The organism is Tatumella sp. JGM118 (assembly GCF_018257515.1).
Classification (GTDB): domain Bacteria; phylum Pseudomonadota; class Gammaproteobacteria; order Enterobacterales; family Enterobacteriaceae; genus Tatumella; species Tatumella terrea.
Genome location: NZ_JAERJR010000021.1, coordinates 32,907 through 48,556, shown reverse-complemented (window position 1 = coordinate 48,556; position 15,650 = coordinate 32,907). Strand labels below are relative to the sequence as shown.

General features: G+C 53.5%; 13 protein-coding genes, 1 tRNA gene and 1 other RNA gene. 4 read left to right on the top strand and 11 right to left on the bottom strand.

Annotated elements, in window-relative coordinates; all coding sequences use genetic code 11:
- Positions 1-507: 507 nt before the first annotated feature.
- The 3 genes from JK223_RS14740 to eptB form a co-directional block, all read right to left on the bottom strand.
- Positions 508-620, bottom strand: a non-coding RNA gene (locus tag JK223_RS14740) — RtT sRNA.
- 30 nt (positions 621-650) lie between these two features.
- A tRNA-Pro gene (locus tag JK223_RS14735) sits at positions 651-727 on the bottom strand.
- Between the two features lie 111 nt (positions 728-838).
- On the bottom strand, positions 839-2,527 hold the full coding sequence (eptB, locus tag JK223_RS14730) for a kdo(2)-lipid A phosphoethanolamine 7''-transferase (protein ID WP_212714918.1): 1,689 nt from the start codon (positions 2,525-2,527) through the stop codon (positions 839-841).
- Between the two features lie 230 nt (positions 2,528-2,757).
- Between eptB and JK223_RS14725 the strand changes: the two genes are divergently transcribed.
- The 3 genes from JK223_RS14725 to JK223_RS14715 all read left to right on the top strand — a co-directional run bounded on the left by JK223_RS14725 (position 2,758) and on the right by JK223_RS14715 (position 5,071).
- Positions 2,758-3,384 carry an HD domain-containing protein gene (locus tag JK223_RS14725; protein ID WP_212714917.1) on the top strand — a complete coding sequence of 209 codons (627 nt, stop codon included), beginning with the start codon at positions 2,758-2,760 and terminating at the stop codon, positions 3,382-3,384.
- 126 nt (positions 3,385-3,510) lie between these two features.
- Entirely contained in the window at positions 3,511-4,224 is a 714-nt protein-coding gene (locus tag JK223_RS14720) for a DUF3053 domain-containing protein (protein ID WP_212714916.1), read from the top strand.
- A gap of 484 nt (positions 4,225-4,708) precedes the next feature.
- Entirely contained in the window at positions 4,709-5,071 is a 363-nt protein-coding gene (locus JK223_RS14715; protein WP_025904135.1) for a YibL family ribosome-associated protein, read from the top strand.
- 17 nt (positions 5,072-5,088) lie between these two features.
- Here the strand turns inward: JK223_RS14715 and JK223_RS14710 are convergent, their stop codons facing one another.
- The 3 genes from JK223_RS14710 to JK223_RS14700 all read right to left on the bottom strand — a co-directional run bounded on the left by JK223_RS14710 (position 5,089) and on the right by JK223_RS14700 (position 8,407).
- The gene (locus tag JK223_RS14710; RefSeq protein ID WP_212714915.1) at positions 5,089-6,036 is read right to left on the bottom strand and encodes a VirK/YbjX family protein; all 948 of its coding nucleotides are present in this window, start codon (positions 6,034-6,036) and stop codon (positions 5,089-5,091) included.
- 215 nt (positions 6,037-6,251) lie between these two features.
- Positions 6,252-6,869 carry a superoxide dismutase [Mn] gene (sodA, locus tag JK223_RS14705; protein ID WP_212714914.1) on the bottom strand — a complete coding sequence of 206 codons (618 nt, stop codon included), beginning with the start codon at positions 6,867-6,869 and terminating at the stop codon, positions 6,252-6,254.
- A 197-nt stretch (positions 6,870-7,066) separates the two neighbouring features.
- Entirely contained in the window at positions 7,067-8,407 is a 1,341-nt protein-coding gene (locus JK223_RS14700; RefSeq protein WP_212714913.1) for an aspartate aminotransferase family protein, read from the bottom strand.
- Between the two features lie 187 nt (positions 8,408-8,594).
- On the opposite strand from JK223_RS14700, the gene JK223_RS14695 reads away from it, so the two are divergent.
- Positions 8,595-9,371, top strand: coding sequence for a DeoR/GlpR family DNA-binding transcription regulator (locus JK223_RS14695; RefSeq protein ID WP_212714912.1), 777 nt, complete (start codon positions 8,595-8,597; stop codon positions 9,369-9,371).
- On the opposite strand, the gene fdhD is transcribed toward JK223_RS14695, so the two are convergent.
- The 5 genes from fdhD to JK223_RS14670 form a co-directional block, all read right to left on the bottom strand.
- A complete protein-coding gene (gene fdhD / locus JK223_RS14690) occupies positions 9,368-10,207 on the bottom strand; it encodes a formate dehydrogenase accessory sulfurtransferase FdhD (RefSeq protein WP_212714911.1) in 840 nt (279 codons plus the stop codon). The two genes, JK223_RS14695 and fdhD, sit on opposite strands and share 4 nt — an antisense overlap.
- Positions 10,208-10,357: 150 nt before the next feature.
- The gene (glyS, locus tag JK223_RS14685; protein WP_212714910.1) at positions 10,358-12,427 is read right to left on the bottom strand and encodes a glycine--tRNA ligase subunit beta; all 2,070 of its coding nucleotides are present in this window, start codon (positions 12,425-12,427) and stop codon (positions 10,358-10,360) included.
- Between the two features lie 9 nt (positions 12,428-12,436).
- Positions 12,437-13,348: a glycine--tRNA ligase subunit alpha gene (glyQ, locus tag JK223_RS14680; protein WP_025904129.1), complete on the bottom strand. Its 912-nt coding sequence runs from the start codon at positions 13,346-13,348 to the stop codon at positions 12,437-12,439.
- A gap of 163 nt (positions 13,349-13,511) precedes the next feature.
- Positions 13,512-14,444, bottom strand: a complete 933-nt coding sequence (locus JK223_RS14675; RefSeq protein ID WP_212714909.1) for a helix-turn-helix domain-containing protein — start codon at positions 14,442-14,444, stop codon at positions 13,512-13,514.
- A gap of 33 nt (positions 14,445-14,477) precedes the next feature.
- On the bottom strand, positions 14,478-15,023 hold the full coding sequence (locus JK223_RS14670) for an isochorismatase family protein (RefSeq protein ID WP_212714908.1): 546 nt from the start codon (positions 15,021-15,023) through the stop codon (positions 14,478-14,480).
- Between the last annotated feature and the right edge of the window lie 627 nt (positions 15,024-15,650).

The following is a 15,650-nucleotide window of genomic DNA, read 5'->3' as shown; positions in this document are numbered from 1 at the left end:
CGCTGCGCGGTACCTTCACTCACTCATTTGTCCTTGACGGACCGGTCATGATTCGCTCCTGCTCAGCATGACCTCTCGCCGCGTCCCTGCGGCTCGTCCTGGACGCATTCATTCGCTCAGCGGTGCGATGTCGCGGTAAGTCACCGGGTTGGTAGCACGGAGCAAACCGGAGGATTTTTTCTCAGGTTTGTGGGTAAGGAGTCTGGCTGTTGTTTTTTATTTCAGACAGGAAATATTCCGTTCGCTCAGCAGTGCGATGTCGCCCGACAAATGGTGCAAACATCCCTGGTAAAGCGGATTATGTTTTTTTTCAAAAGAGTAAACACAAATACAGGTGCCCGGATAGCAGGTTTCAGAGCGCTATCAACAGCGCAGGATGACTGGCAGTCAGCCCGGAGTAATAAATGAGGAAAGAACGAGGATCTGTGTCAGACGGAGGTATTAAGACCCGGGTCTTAAACTTTCTACAGGCGTAAAAAAACCCGCCGGAGCGGGTTTCTTCGAATATGGTCGGCGAGAGAGGATGATTCCCCTTCGGGCCGTTGCTACGCAACGTTGTCTCGCTTCGCTCGGCTCAAACCTCCTTCGGAGGTTCTCATCCTGTTAACTACAGGCGTAAAAAAACCCGCCGGAGCGGGTTTCTTCGAATATGGTCGGCGAGAGAGGATTCGAACCTCCGACCCACTGGTCCCAAACCAGTTGCGCTACCAAGCTGCGCTACTCGCCGATGGGGGCGAATATTACTGCTGGCCCCGGTCATCGTCAACCGCTTTTTCGTTACCGGCCATGCGTTTGACTAAAAAGCAACCGTCCGGCCGGTAAAATGACCGGTTCCCCTTTATCTGGCCTGCCCTGCACCGGCAGGCATCTGACACCAGTTATTCTTCGCGTTAATACCACCGTCGGGGGAGGTGTACCCCAGGCAACCTAGTATCGAATCATATAACTCCGTATGCCGGTGAATAACCCCGTCTTTTGCCTGCTGTTGCAGTTGAGCAAAACGTTGCCGGTTAGCTTCATCGGCCAGATATTTATCGGATGCCCACACCAGCAGAGGGACGCGAAATTGTTCCGGAGGTGCCATTTCACGTGGCGTCCCATGGAAATGAGTATTACTGCTGATAGATTCCCCGTGATCGGCCGCGTAAAAGACTATCGCTTTTTTGTCCCGTAACTGGTCCAGTACATTATCCAGCATGTAATCGACGTACAGCACAGAGTTATCATAAGCGTTAATCAGCTGATCTTTGGAACAGAAATCATCAACCCCGATACATTCCGGCGTAAACCGGGCAAAACTCCGTGGATACCGTTGAGAATAGAGGTAATGCGACCCTTTGGTATGAAGGATCACCAGATGCTTACCTCGCGGATGACGGTCCAGCGACTGCCGCAGTTTCGGGATCAGTAACATATCGTCGACCGGCTTCCCGTTATTCTGCGGTTCTGACCCTATCTGCTCACGAAACGCCATCGTGTCAACATTGGTCAGTCCGTAAAACCAGACCTCACTCTGCATGGCATATAAATCGGAACTGAAGCCCAACTCCTTCAGTACAGCAAACACATTCTGCTCTTTCAGCGTTCTGCCGGCATCATTTTCCGCGCCACCTTCACGGACAAACATACAACGTAAAGAGAGCTTGGTCGCGGTATCGCATGACTCCCCACGGAAAGCAACGAGGTTCTTCTCTTTCGACAATAAAGGCGTGGTGTCGCGCGAATACCCGAGGATCCCCATATGATCCCAGCGGGTCGTTTCACCAATCACAAACACGACATACGTATCGTCCAGACCCGCCGGCGGTACGTAAGTAAATTTACGGGCCGGGTCAAAGAGTTTTTTGCCGGTCATCTGCTCATCGAGTTTTGACCAGCCAAACAAACCGCTGGCAGTCAGCCAGTTCACAGGCAAATAAGAGTGAGCCACCATCCCGCCATAACTGGGTAAGTCGATGTTAGTGATGTGTTCACGGTTTTTATATTGTTTGTCCAGATACCGGAGGGGTAGCCACACCAGGGCAATACAGACCAGTAAACACATCACCGGTTGCAGGCGTTGCCCGCGCTGCGCCAGTTGTGCGCTCAGGCACCCGGCCAGCCGGCTGTACCAAATCAGAAACAACGGGAGCAGACTGCCGGCAATCAGCCAGAAATAGAAATAGTAACCGACGACCTCTTTTGAGAGATCGGTGTCCGTGGTCAGGACGGAGGCGACGATGCCGTAGCCGATAACGACGTTAAAGACCATCATATAATAGGCTGAAGCCACCGAGACCAGGACGATCAGCGAGGCACTCACCCTGAAAAACACTTTCCCGCCCAGCGATAACAGGCGAAAAATCACCACGCAAACCAGTACCGCAGCAACCACCTCTGTCACTGCGGAAATACCGGTCAGAAATTTAAAATTTTCTGTTAATCCCTGAAATCTTCGGGCAAAAACTGACCAGTTCAGAAAAAGACCGATATAAACTGCCAGGATCAGAGATAACTGCCCCTGGCTCAATTCTTTGATTTTATTCATTTAAAAAACCCGACCTCAATCACTATAAAATTGCTTACCTCCCTCAGAGTGCTGATCGCGCCAGGAGTTCGACATATTTTATAATATACAGTCACAGGCAGAATTTTCCTGAAAATAATAGAAAATTTAATTAATTAGCTTATTTAACGTTTAAACCTGTCAGCTGCGCTTGCAGAGGCCTTCCCGGGCATTCTATAGTCAGTAAGAGTATGATGATTTACAGGTGAACTATGCCCTATTCATTGGAAGAAAAAGCAAAGAGATTTGCCTGTCATGCCCACGCTCAGGCAAAACAACGACGCAAATACACCAATGCCCCCTATATTGTTCATCCGGGCGCGGTGGCTGACCTGGTCCGTACTGTGCGGGCGGATGAAACCATGCTGGCCGCAGCATGGTTACATGACACACTGGAAGATACACCGACCACGCGTCACCAGTTACAACAGCTGTTCGGTCACGAAGTCGCGCTGCTGGTCGATATGCTGACGAACCCGCCTTGCCGATCGCCGGACAGGGTGCAGCGTACCCAATCGTATCTGCAACATACCGCCAAAGCCTCTCCCCGGGCACAGACCATCAAAATTGCAGATATCATCGATAACACCCGGGATATCGTGGATAATGATCCTGAGTTTGCACCGGTCTATCTGGTTGAAAAACAGCTACAACTCAGGTTACTCCGTCACGGTGACCCCTTACTGTGGCAGCAGGCTGATCAACAGATACGGCAGGCGATCCTCCGGCTGAGTGCTCCCCCTTTCAATGTGCCCGCCCGGTGGTTTCGTCACCGTGCCAGTCAATACCTTTCCGCCCGGGCACCAGGGACACTGTCTGAGCAGGAAGAGCGAAGATAAAGAAAAAGCAGATAGCATGCTTTTTCTGCGATCTTCTCCGTTGGCGGGAGTGCTGCTTTGCACTATCCTTGTGGATCTCTCTGCTTGTAAATATACAAGCTGTCGAATAACAGGAGTCTGTTCCTTATGACGTCAGGTATTTTCCGTGTTACTAAGCAGGCCGGATTACTGCTTACAACATTGCTTATGGTTTTTCAGCTCAGTGGTTGCGGTGATAAAGAAGCCGAATCCCGCCAGGCCTTTAGTAATTTTCTGCAAAATACGGTGATGCGTAGTGGCACTCAGCTACCTACCCTGAGTGAGAGTCAGAAGAAAAGTTTCGGAAATTTTGCCGGTGATTACGCCATTCTTTACGGTTTTTCACAGCAACTGAACAGGGCGATTAATGACGGTATCCGTCCGGTCACCGATGAGCTCTCGGCTATCCGTGTTCCGGCAGATTATCAGTCACACCGGGATACGTTACGTCAGGCGGCGGGGGCATTAAATGTCGTCACCCAGCAGGTGCAGAATGCCCGAAATCTGGCCGACAGTAGCCGGACATCGATGAAATTACCCGCCGATCTGCAGAAAGTTTACGATGCGGCCTATGCCAAAGTCGTTACTCAGCCGGCGGAAAACGTCCTGCCTCTGCTGCCACAATTACAGACGCTGGCTCAGACGGTGGTGAACACCGGAGACTTCCTGCAGGCACAGAACAACAACGTCAGTTTTGCCGGTAACAGTGTTCAGTTTTCGTCTCAGGATCAGGTGAAGCAGTATAATGCGCTGATGAGCCAAATCACCGGGGCGGCTCCGGTACTGAACCAGCTGCAACCTCTTCTCAGCAATAATCAGTAATTCTGCCGGACGTCAGAAGTGGCGAAACTGACTTCTGGCGTCTGATATCCCGGACGTTCTGTCCTCCCGTTTCAACATCCTGCCCGCGATGCACTATCGGATTCGCCCGGAGGACCGACGGAGGCCGGCCAGGCATCCCCTTCCGTCCGCATATCGTGACCAGACCACCACTTTCAGTCCGGTTTGGCTGTGAGTCAGGACTCTCTCCGTTTATCACCGTTAGACTCTCAGTCAGACCGTCGTGGTCAGGTGCTCTGTTTGCTCTGGCGCAAGGCCGCACAGGTTTATCTGCGGCGGAAACGGCCGTATCAGGAGAGCCTTTCGCGGCCGGCAATATCGCCCCGAAAGCACCCGGCGGCCGGGGTCATCCTTATCGCACACGGCGATATTTACCCGGATAAAGAATATTCGCAGAATCCTGCATATCATTACTGTCATCAGATATTTTCGTGTATCCTTGCCCGCTGTACAGAAGGAGTCAATGATGAAAGAACCTGAAAAAGCCGAGATTAAGCGTCTGAGCGATCAGCTGGATGCCGTGAATCACAAATCCCAGCCATTACTCGAAGCGGGTGATATGGAGAAACTGGGAGAACTCCAGAAAGAAAAACAAAAACTGGAAGAAGAAATCGCCCGTTTGCGTAACGTTCGCGTGAAAAAGCTCAGTTCTGAAGCACAGAAGCTACAGAAACTCACCTTCAGCCGCGCCATTACTAAAAAAGAACAGGCGAATCTGGGGGCTCTGAAGAAATCAGTCCGTGGTATTGTCATTGTCCATCCGATGACGGCTCTGGGTCGTGAGATGGGTCTGACAGAAGTGACCGGCTTTGCCAAAAGCGCGTTCTGACCGGCCACTGCCACTCATCAAAGAGGGGCGGTAATTCCCAGCGCGTCCATAAATTGCTGTTCAAGTGCCTCCAGCAACTGATAGCGACGCCGGTATTCTGCCCTTTTCTTACTGGCAACCTCCTCCAGTGGCTTGCGTATCACCTTCATGGGTAACGTGTAGAGCCCCCCACTCTCCCGCACTCCTCCCAGACTTTCCCAGAAACTGCTGTAGCTGGAAAAAAATTTATCCTGCTTGCTGCGGCGATAACGCAGGCTTCGGAATACATGGCTATGTTCGCTGACGGCCATAATCGCGGATACACCACAGGCAGCGGCCAGCAGTGAAACAGCCTCGATCAGTAAACGTTTAGGGAAGATACCGCAGGCATCCCGGGTCGCCTGGCGAACCCGTTCTGCCGCACCTTCCCCCGGCGGTCCCTGTAATCCGCCGATAAAGAGTACCGGATGTTCCCCGTGGGAGATCAGTGAAAAAGTGACCATCGCTACGATCTGCTGCTGATAGTGCAGACAGAGCATCACCTCACCTTCGCGGTCAAACTGTGCGGGACCACAGTTCAGCATAAAGTGGTGACCCTTATCCGTCGTCCATTCAAGTAACGGGCGGGCTGTTCGTTGCAGCAGGAAGTTTTGCAGGCAGGGGTTTTCCAGAGAACACAATAATTCATAGTGACTCACGATCGCGGCCGCGCGGTGCCGGACATCCAGACCCGCCTGCAGATAAGGACGGTGGATCTTTGCCGGCAGCAGTCCCTGACGTTCCAGTAACTCAGGGAAACTGTCAAAGCCGGTCAGGGCACGCAGATAACGATAACTGACAACGGGATAACAACCGCAGCGCAGCAAAAACTTCAGGCAGAAGGATTGGCTTCTCCATGCCCGGTCCGGTTGGTATTTGCCGTTAATTACCGACCAGAGTAATGAAACATTCGATTTTTTTAGTGATTCGGTAACGAGGATTGACATAGGGGTGCCTGAAGTTCAGAAATCTCCGCGGAAGACTAGCTGACAGAGGCTCAACGATGTTGCAATCGACCGGAAGACGATCGGCGAGAATGGCAGAAATGAAGAATGTGTTGAGAAGCGGTTTAACTTGCGGGCTGAAATCAGCAAAAACTACCGGCAGTGAAGACTGCCGGCAGATAGCGGGCCGCTGATGCGGCCATCACTCATTAACAGGATTATTTTGCAGAAGCAAAACGGGCCGCAGCCTCGTCCCAGTTAACCACGTTCCAGAACGCTTTGATGTAGTCAGGGCGTTTATTCTGGAACTTCAGGTAATAAGCGTGCTCCCAGACATCCAGACCCAGGATTGGGAAACCGGAAGTGCCGGAAACCGCTTCACCCATCAGCGGGCTATCCTGGTTCGCAGTAGAGACGACCGCCAGCTTATCACCCTGTTTTACCAGCCATGCCCAGCCGGAACCAAAACGGGTCGCTGCGGCTTTCTCAAATTCAGCCTGGAAGTTTTCAACGCTACCGAAATCTTTCTCGATGGCCGCTTTCAGTTCGCCCTGCAGAGTCGTTCCGGTTTTCAGACCTTTCCAGAACAGGCTATGGTTAGCGTGGCCGCCGGCATTGTTACGCAGTGCGGTTTTCTTATCTGCCGGCACCTTGTCCAGTTGAGTGATCAGTTCTTCAACCGGCAGTGAGGCAAATTCGGTGCCTTCCAGCGCTGCATTGGCGTTGTTGACGTAAGCCTGGTGATGTTTAGTGTGATGGATTTCCATCGTTTCCTTATCGAAATGCGGCTCAAGCGCATCATAAGCGTAAGGCAGGGATGGCAGTGAATAACTCATGTTCAACCTCTCCATTCTAATGTAAGGACAGCACACCCGGGAGGATGCACTGCATAAGCACTGGCTTCCATTATAGTTAAATAATTGATCGGGAAAAGGAGAATCACGCCTCACCCGCAAGTAACGGATTGTTTTCAGTGCAAAAAAAACTGCCGAAACCTGACGATTTCAGCAGTTTTTGATAACAATCACGGATTTCAGTGCCCCAGAGCGGTCAGTGATTTGTCCAGCGCACCTACCAGCCAGTCAATGTCAGCCACCTGGAAAGCCAACGGCGGACGCAGTTTCAGCACATTCCCGTACGGTCCGGCGACCGAGGTCAGCACACGGTGTTCACGTAACTGTTCGATCAGATTCAGTGCCAGTGCTTTATCCGGAGTTTTACTTTCGCGGTCTTTCACCAGTTCAAAACCGATAAATAACCCGGCACCACGAATATCGCCGATGCATTCGTGTCTGTCCATTAGCTTACGCAATTCAGCCAGCAACTGTGCCCCGACGACACGACTATGTTCCTGTAACTTTTCTTCCTCAATCACCTGCAACACAGCCTGTGCTGCGGCCATCGCCACCGGATTTCCTCCGAAGGTATTAAAGTAAGGAATATCATCACTGAACGTCGCCAGCACTTCACTCCTGGCCAGTAAACCGGAGACCGGAATACCGTTCCCCATCGGTTTACCGGTCGTGATGATATCCGGCACCACATCATGACGACCGAAGCCCCAGAAACTGTCACCGGTTCTGGCGAAGCCAGGCTGAACCTCATCCGCAATAAAGATACCGCCGTTACGATGTACGACATCCACCGCCTGTTGTAAAAATCCACGCGGGTTAGGTAATACGCCATCCGAGGAGAAGATAGAATCGGCCAGGAAACCGGCAAATTTGATACCGTGCGCCGCCATGTCATCGATCTGACGCTGAATTTCGGCGGCAAACCAGGCCCCTAAATCCGGCGCATCGACACGGTAATCATCCGGCGGCGAGACCAGCCGTGTGGTCGCGGCCAGTGGTTGTCCGCTCCCCAGCGCCGGTGAGGCACCTGACGTCAGGTCACTGGTACCGTGGTAGGCTTCTTTGGTCACGATAATACCGGTGCCGCCACTAAATGAACGCGCTACGCGGATGGCCAGGTCATTGGCTTCAGAGCCGGTACACATGTACATGGCTTTGTTAATTTCTGCAGGCGCGGTCGCCAGTAAGGCTTCACTGTAATCCAGAATAGTTTCATGCAGATAGCGTGTATGGGTATTCAGCATTTTCATCTGCCGGGTCACGGCATCAATCACTGCCGGATGACAATGCCCGATACTGGCGACATTGTTATAGACATCCAGATATTTATCACCGTTCGCATCCCACAAATATTGCCCTTCCCCGCGCACCAGATGTACCGGTTTACGGTAGAACAAGCGGTAAGAGTCACCGAGGACTTTACTCCGCTTCTCTGTCAGGCTGCGGGTATCGGCATCAAGCCCGGCAGCATGTTCTGCACGGAAGCTGTTGGTATCCATGATGGTGGAACGAGTGGCCATAAAAACTCCTGTCACAATAATCAGCGGGAATACGAATGAATGAAATCTCAATAACCCCATCATGGCTGATTTTCAGAAAAATGCAACAAAATACACAAACGCAATAAAATACACACCAAAAGTGTGCAGGCTGCGCTACACTGGAACAACTGGTATTATCCGCCCCCGGTTTTATTGAGGATTTTTTATGTTGCAGGAAACGCGATTACACCGAATTCGTTCATTAATCAGTACCCATCATCAGGTCAGTACTGAGCGCATCATAAAAGAACTGGGAGTTTCCCGTGAAACCGCCCGGCGGGATATTATCGCGCTGGAAGAACAAGGCATCGCCCGCAGAGTGCATGGCGGTATTGTCGCCATTGATGCGCCGGCCGAAGCGCCGCTGACGCTTCGCTACGCTGCCCGGGAAAAAGAAAAACGCAGTATTGCCCGCTGTGCGGTACAGCAGCTACATGCCGGGCAAACTCTGTTTCTGGACTCCGGCAGTACCACCACCATGCTGGCTCAGGAACTCAGGACCATGTCAGGCCTGACCATTATTACCAACAGTCTGCAGGCGGCGCTGGCACTGACGGCCACAGAAAATGAAAATCAGCTGGATCATGAGGTGATCTTACTGGGCGGGACAATGTCTGCCGGAACGCAACAGACCCGGGGCGGGCACACGGTCAATGAGATCCACCGTTATCAGGCCGATGTGGCACTGCTGTCACCGGTCGGTGTGGATGCCGTGAACGGAGCCAGCAGCTTTTCCCCGGCGGAAGCGGCCATTGCCACCGCAATGACCCGACAGGCAAGACAACTGATCCTGCTGGCCGACCATAGTAAACTGGGCACCACTAGTCGCTATTGTTATGCCCGTCCGCAAGAGGTCCATCTGTTAATCTCTGACCCGGCAGCCGCCGTCAGCTCAGCATGGCCGGATCTCACCCGCACACTGCAACAGGTGATTTGCGCTTAGTACAACCGCTGCGGATGGGTGTACACGGTGGCCCGTCCCGGCTTACTGAATCCGACCAGTGTCAGTCCGCAGCGTTCGGCCACCTCAACGGCCAGTGTTGTAGCCGCAGAGACAGCAAACAGCAGTTCTGCACCACACATCGCCGTTTTCTGTACCATCTCATAACTGGCCCGGCTGGAAACAATGACCGCACCGTGATGCCACGACTGCTGGCTGCGATAACCCAGCAGTTTATCCAGTGCCACATGTCGCCCGATATCTTCACAGCCCTGTTGCAGCGAGCCATCTTCTGTCATCCAGGCCGCCACATGAGTACACCCCGTCTGCTGACCGATCGGCTGAAATGCGGACAACTGCGCCAGTCCCCGGTCCAGGGCCTGTAAATCAAAGCGCTGCGTAAACGGTAAAGGCGGAACCGGTTTGCCGATATGCTGTAACTGTTCCACACCGCAGACCCCGCATCCTGTCCGCCCGGCCATCGCCCTGCGCTGTTCTTTCAGCGCCATAAAGCGGCGGGCAGACAATTCAATCTGTACTTCAATGCCACCGCACACCGGGACAACGTCCATACCGTAGATCTCGGCGGGGGCGGAGATAATGCCTTCCGACAGGGAAAAACCCAGCGCGAATGCCTGCAGATCGAGGGGGGTTGCCATCATCACCACATGAGAAATGCCGTTATACACCAGAGCCACCGGCACTTCTTCCGCCAGAAGATCCCCGTGAGCCGCCGGGTGGGCACTCTGCTGAATAGCGTCACGGGTCCAGACCGGATGGCGTTTTAGCCCCTGTGCAGGAGGGAGACCGGGGTCAGAGGGCTCGGGAAGAGTGTGCATAAGATCTGTTCCGCAGATGAGTACTTTTTTATAAGAAGATTTACTGTATTTAGCACACAACTCCGGACGGGTGTTAGCCGTAAGAGCGGAAATCCGGCGTAAAAAAAAGCGAGCCAATGGCTCGCTTTTTCCTGTTTTCGCTGTAAAAACTTACTGTAACAGGGAGATGTCCGCTACCTGCAGGAACAGATCACGTAACTTCGCCAGTAACGTCAGACGGTTAATCCGTACGTCTTTCTCTTCAGCATTGACCATCACTTCACTGAAGAAGTTATCCACGGCTTCACGCAATTGGGCCAGCTCGATCAGGGCTTCCTGATAACGGCCTTCCGCAAAGTAAGGCTGCAGTTTGCTGGTCAGTGCGCTGACATAGGTCGCCAGGGTGATCTCGGCATTCTCTTTCAGCAGGGAGGCCTGCACGCTATCGTTCAGTGGCTCATCCGATTTTGCCAGGATATTAGAGACACGCTTATTCGCCGCGGCCAGAGCCGCAGACTGCTCCAGGGTACGGAAATGCGATACAGCACGCATACGGGCATCAAAGTCTGCCGGACGGGTTGGGCGACGCGCCAGTACCGCTTGCAGTGTATCAACACTGTGGCCTTCTTCCTGATACCAGGTGCGGAAACGACCCAGCATAAAGTCGATCACCTCATCCACCACATTGGCATTGGTCAGCTTATCGCCATACAAACGTACCGCTTCTTCTGTCAGTGTCTGCAGATCTAAGGGCAGGTTTTTCCCGACAATAATACGCAGTACACCCAGTGCCGCACGACGCAGAGCAAACGGATCTTTATCCCCTTTCGGATGCTGACCAATACCGAAAATACCGGCCAGCGTATCCATCTTGTCGGCAATCGCCAGCGCACAGGAAACCAGTCCCTGCGGCAACGCGTCGCCGGAGAAACGTGGCTGATATTGCTCATTCAGTGCCAGAGCGACATCTTCAGCTTCACCGTCATGGCGGGCATAGTGCATGCCCATCACACCCTGAGTATCGGTAAATTCAAAGACCATATTGGTCATCAGGTCACATTTCGACAGCAAACCTGCACGGGTCGCATGACTGACATCCGCCCCGATTTTTGCAGCAATCCAGCCAGCCAGTGCCTGAATGCGATCGGTCTTATCACGCAGCGTCCCCAGCTGTTTCTGGAACAATACCGTTTCCAGACGAGGTAACTGATCTTCCAGACGCAGTTTACGGTCGCTGTTAAAGAAGAACTCGGCATCGGCCAGACGCGGACGCACCACTTTTTCATTACCGGAGATAATCTGCTGAGGATCAGACGACTCAATATTGGTGACAAAGATAAAATTAGGCAGTAACTGGCCGTCAGTACCATAGACAGGGAAGTATTTCTGATCCCCTTTCATGGTGTACACCAGGGCTTCCGCCGGTACGGCCAGGAATTTTTCTTCAAAGGTCGCGGTCAGTACCACCGGCCATTCAACCAGAGAGGTCACTTCTTCAAGCAGGCTGTCATTCAGGTCTGCCGTGCCACCCAGTTTTTCCGCCGCGGCTTCTGCACCGGCCTTGATAGCCGCTTTACGGGCATCGTAGTCCGCCATCACCTTACCGCGTTCCAGCAGGATCTGCGGATACTGATCCGCACTCCCGATACTGAATTCAGCTTCACCCATAAAACGGTGACCACGGATGATCCGATCTGACGCAACCCCGAGGATCGTCGCCGGGATCAGTTCATCACCCAGCAACAGTGTCACGGTATGGACCGGACGTACAAACTGTACGTCACTGTCTGCCCAGCGCATCAGCTTCGGCACCGGTAATTTACTCAGCACACCGGCAACCATCGCTGGCAGCAGAGAAACCGCGCTCTCGCCTTTCACTGCCGCCCGGTAGAGTAGCCATTCGCCTTTATCGGTTTTCAGTCGTTCGGCCTGATCGACCGTAATGCCATTACCACGCGCCCAGCCTTCGGCCGCTTTGGTCGGTTTACCGTCCGCATCAAAGGCGGCCTGGATAGCCGGGCCGCGTTTTTCAACTTCACGATCGGCCTGTGCCGCGCTCAGCGCCGCCACTTTGACGGCCAGACGGCGCGGAGCCGCAAACCATTCAACCGCACCGTGTGACAGCCCTGCGCTGTCGAGTTCAGTCGTCAGTTGTGCGGCAAAGGATTCCGCCAGCTGACGTAAGGCTTTTGGTGGCAGCTCTTCGGTGCCGATTTCCACCAGAAAGGTTTTTTCTGTCATCGCTGCCTCTTATTTATTGTTATTGCACATCGGGAAGCCCAGGGCTTCACGGGAAGCATAATAGGCCTCAGCCACGGCTTTGGTCAGGGTACGGATGCGCAGGATATAACGCTGACGCTCTGTGACAGAGATGGCTTTACGTGCATCCAGCAGGTTAAAACTGTGCGCAGCTTTCAGAATACGTTCATAGGCCGGCAGAGGAAGCGGTTTTTCCAGTGCCAGTAAGGTCTGAGCTTCTTTCTCATACTGCTCAAAGCAACTGAACAGGAAAGGCACATCGGCGTACTCAAAGTTATAGGTCGACTGCTCCACTTCATTCTGGTGGAACACATCACCGTAGGTCGTTTTACCGAGCGCGCCATCACTCCATACCAGGTCGTAGACACTGTCGACACCCTGAATGTACATCGCCAGACGTTCCAGACCGTAGGTAATTTCTCCGGTGACCGGTTTACACTCAAGACCACCGACCTGCTGAAAATAGGTGAACTGCGTCACTTCCATACCGTTCAGCCACACTTCCCAGCCCAGTCCCCAGGCACCCAGAGTCGGGTTTTCCCAGTTATCTTCCACAAAGCGGATATCGTGCACGCCTGGGTCAATACCCAGGGCCTGTAACGAGCCGAGGTACAGTTCCTGCATATTTTCCGGAGATGGTTTAATCATCACCTGGAACTGATAGTAGTGTTGCAGACGGTTAGGGTTCTCGCCGTAACGTCCGTCCGTCGGACGACGTGAAGGCTGCACATATGCCGTCGCAATGGGTTCTGGCCCCAGAGCACGCAGACAGGTCATAGGATGCGAGGTACCCGCACCGACTTCCATATCCAGAGGCTGAACAATGGTGCAGCCTTGTTGCGCCCAGTAATCCTGCAAGGTCAGGATCAGGCCCTGAAAGGTCTTGGTATCAAACTTTTGCATGTTGAGTTCGCACACTATTTGGCCGGATGAAAAAAAGTGGGTCGTAGTATACCCTTTGACCGGCAGATGTGCAGCCGGAAATCAGCGCAAGGCAGGTCCCGCGCTGAATTGCCTCGTCACCGCTCTGCGCGCCAACGGCTCCCACGGCCCTCCGGGGACGACGCTATCCGGGGTTATCTGCGCTAAGGCGTAACGCCGTACGCCGGTAATGACGGGCCGATGAAAATCCCGCGGCCAGTGCGGCTTTCTCAATACCTTCCCCTTGCTGAATGCGCTGTTCTGCCACCGCGACCTGTAACTGTTGCTGATAGGTATGCACGGTGACCCCAAGATGCTGACGAAACAAGCGTGTCAGGTGACGACCGCTGACATGGGCCCGTTGCGCCAGTTGCATCAGAGACCAGTGTTGCTCCGGGTGCTGGCTGATAAGATCCTGGGCCCGATGGATCGCCGGGTGCAGATGATTACGATAGCGTAACCAGGGGGACAACTGCGGATCATTACCGGAACGACGAAACCACACCACCATTTCACGGGCGATGTCCAGAGCCTTCTGCGGACCGAATAACCGGTTAACCAGATGCAGAGCGAGATCAATTCCTGTGGTGATCCCTGCACTGGTCCAGATGCCGCCATCTTCCACAAAAATACGGTTATCCAGCACACGTGCGGCAGGGGCGCTTTCTCTCAGCTGCGACAGTAGCTGATGATGAGTGGTACACAGAACCCCGTCCAGTAAACCGGCGCGGGCAGCCAGTAAGGCCCCGGCGCAAATACAGACCAGCGTTATTTCCCTGCGCTGGATTGCGGCCCGCTGACGTCGCAACCAGAGACAGGCCTCCGTCGCCGCAGGCAACGTCAGCTGGTGCTGCGAATTTTCGAGCCCGGGAACGATCAGGATGCTGCCGGAGGGCAGACATTCCGGCAGGGGGAGAATATTGCCAAGAGTCATCCGGGTTGAGCTGAACACCGTCGCCTCAGGCCCCGTGTAATATAACCCGACATCCGGGCCCGCCAGCCGGAGTGTTTCAGCGGGTCCGGCCATATCGAGCGTCATCACTCCGGGCAACGTTAAAAACCAGACCGGGATTGTCACAGGCAATACCTTATCGTGATGGCGAATATTATTTCAGCAAAGTCCCTGCCGTTGCAGGCATTCCTCTACCGTCAGGACATCGGCAAAGCGCCCGTTCAGTACCATACCGGTGTGCTGCCTGATTTCATCAGCAGTATACGCCTGGCCCTGCCATTGCATAGCAAAGGTTAGCGTAGCTTCACTGATAAACTGTACGTCAAATCCCGAATCGCGCGCGGCTCTGGCCGTGGTTTCGCAACATTGCTCTGTCCGCATTCCACAGATAATCAGCCGGTCGATGGCTTCCTCTGTGAGCCAGTCAGATAAAGAAGCGGCGGCTAAAGCACTATGAACGTGCTTTTGTACCGTTTTTGCAGCGGTATGAGTTAAAAAGGACATTCGTTTCACATAACCGGAGTCCGGGGCAAACACCCCTTCGCTGACATGAAAGATATCCACGACAGGGATCCCCAGTCTCTCACAGCCTGAAATCAGCCGGCAGAGGCTGGCAGAAAATGCCGGAAAATCGTCGTCTGACCACTCATCGCGGTGTAAAAAAGAGTCCTGAACATCAATCACCAGTAACGCACTTTTCATCACTATCTCCCGTCAGCCATCATCCGGTTAGCAGTATCGGCCTGTAGTATCTCTCTGAATGGTGAGCCTGATAAGGTCGGATCAGGACAGGCTGATGCCAGCCAAAGACAAGACGATGCGACAGCGCGATTAGCCGCCTTCGGTAGCCAGTGGGTTCGCCACGGCCGGGGGTCAGTGTGGATAAAACTTGTTTTTGAGACAGACCCCGGGAGTGCTGCGACGATTTCTCTCTCCGGCGCGGCTGATCCCCCGGGGGGACCATGATAATGACGGCTCCTTCATACCGGCCAGCATTCCCGCCAGGGAATGCTGGCTCCGAAAAGTAACAGAGCCGCCGGCCATTCCTGCAGGCGCTCTGCATCACAAGAGTGATCCCCCGGGATACCGTGGCTCCCCTGTCGAAAACCCTTGACTCCGGTCAGTCCGGGGAATGGCTTTGCCGGGTAAAGTTGTTTCCGGATATATTATTTATCGTCCGGACGCTACCATCGGTGAAAGATCATTCCCGCCTCTGGCTTATCCGCGGATAAACCTGGCGGGCCAGAGGGCACTCCCCCGGCTAAAATAACACCGCAAACACAATTTAAAACAATAAGATAACCAACCATTAACCCGGAGTTCCCGGATAAA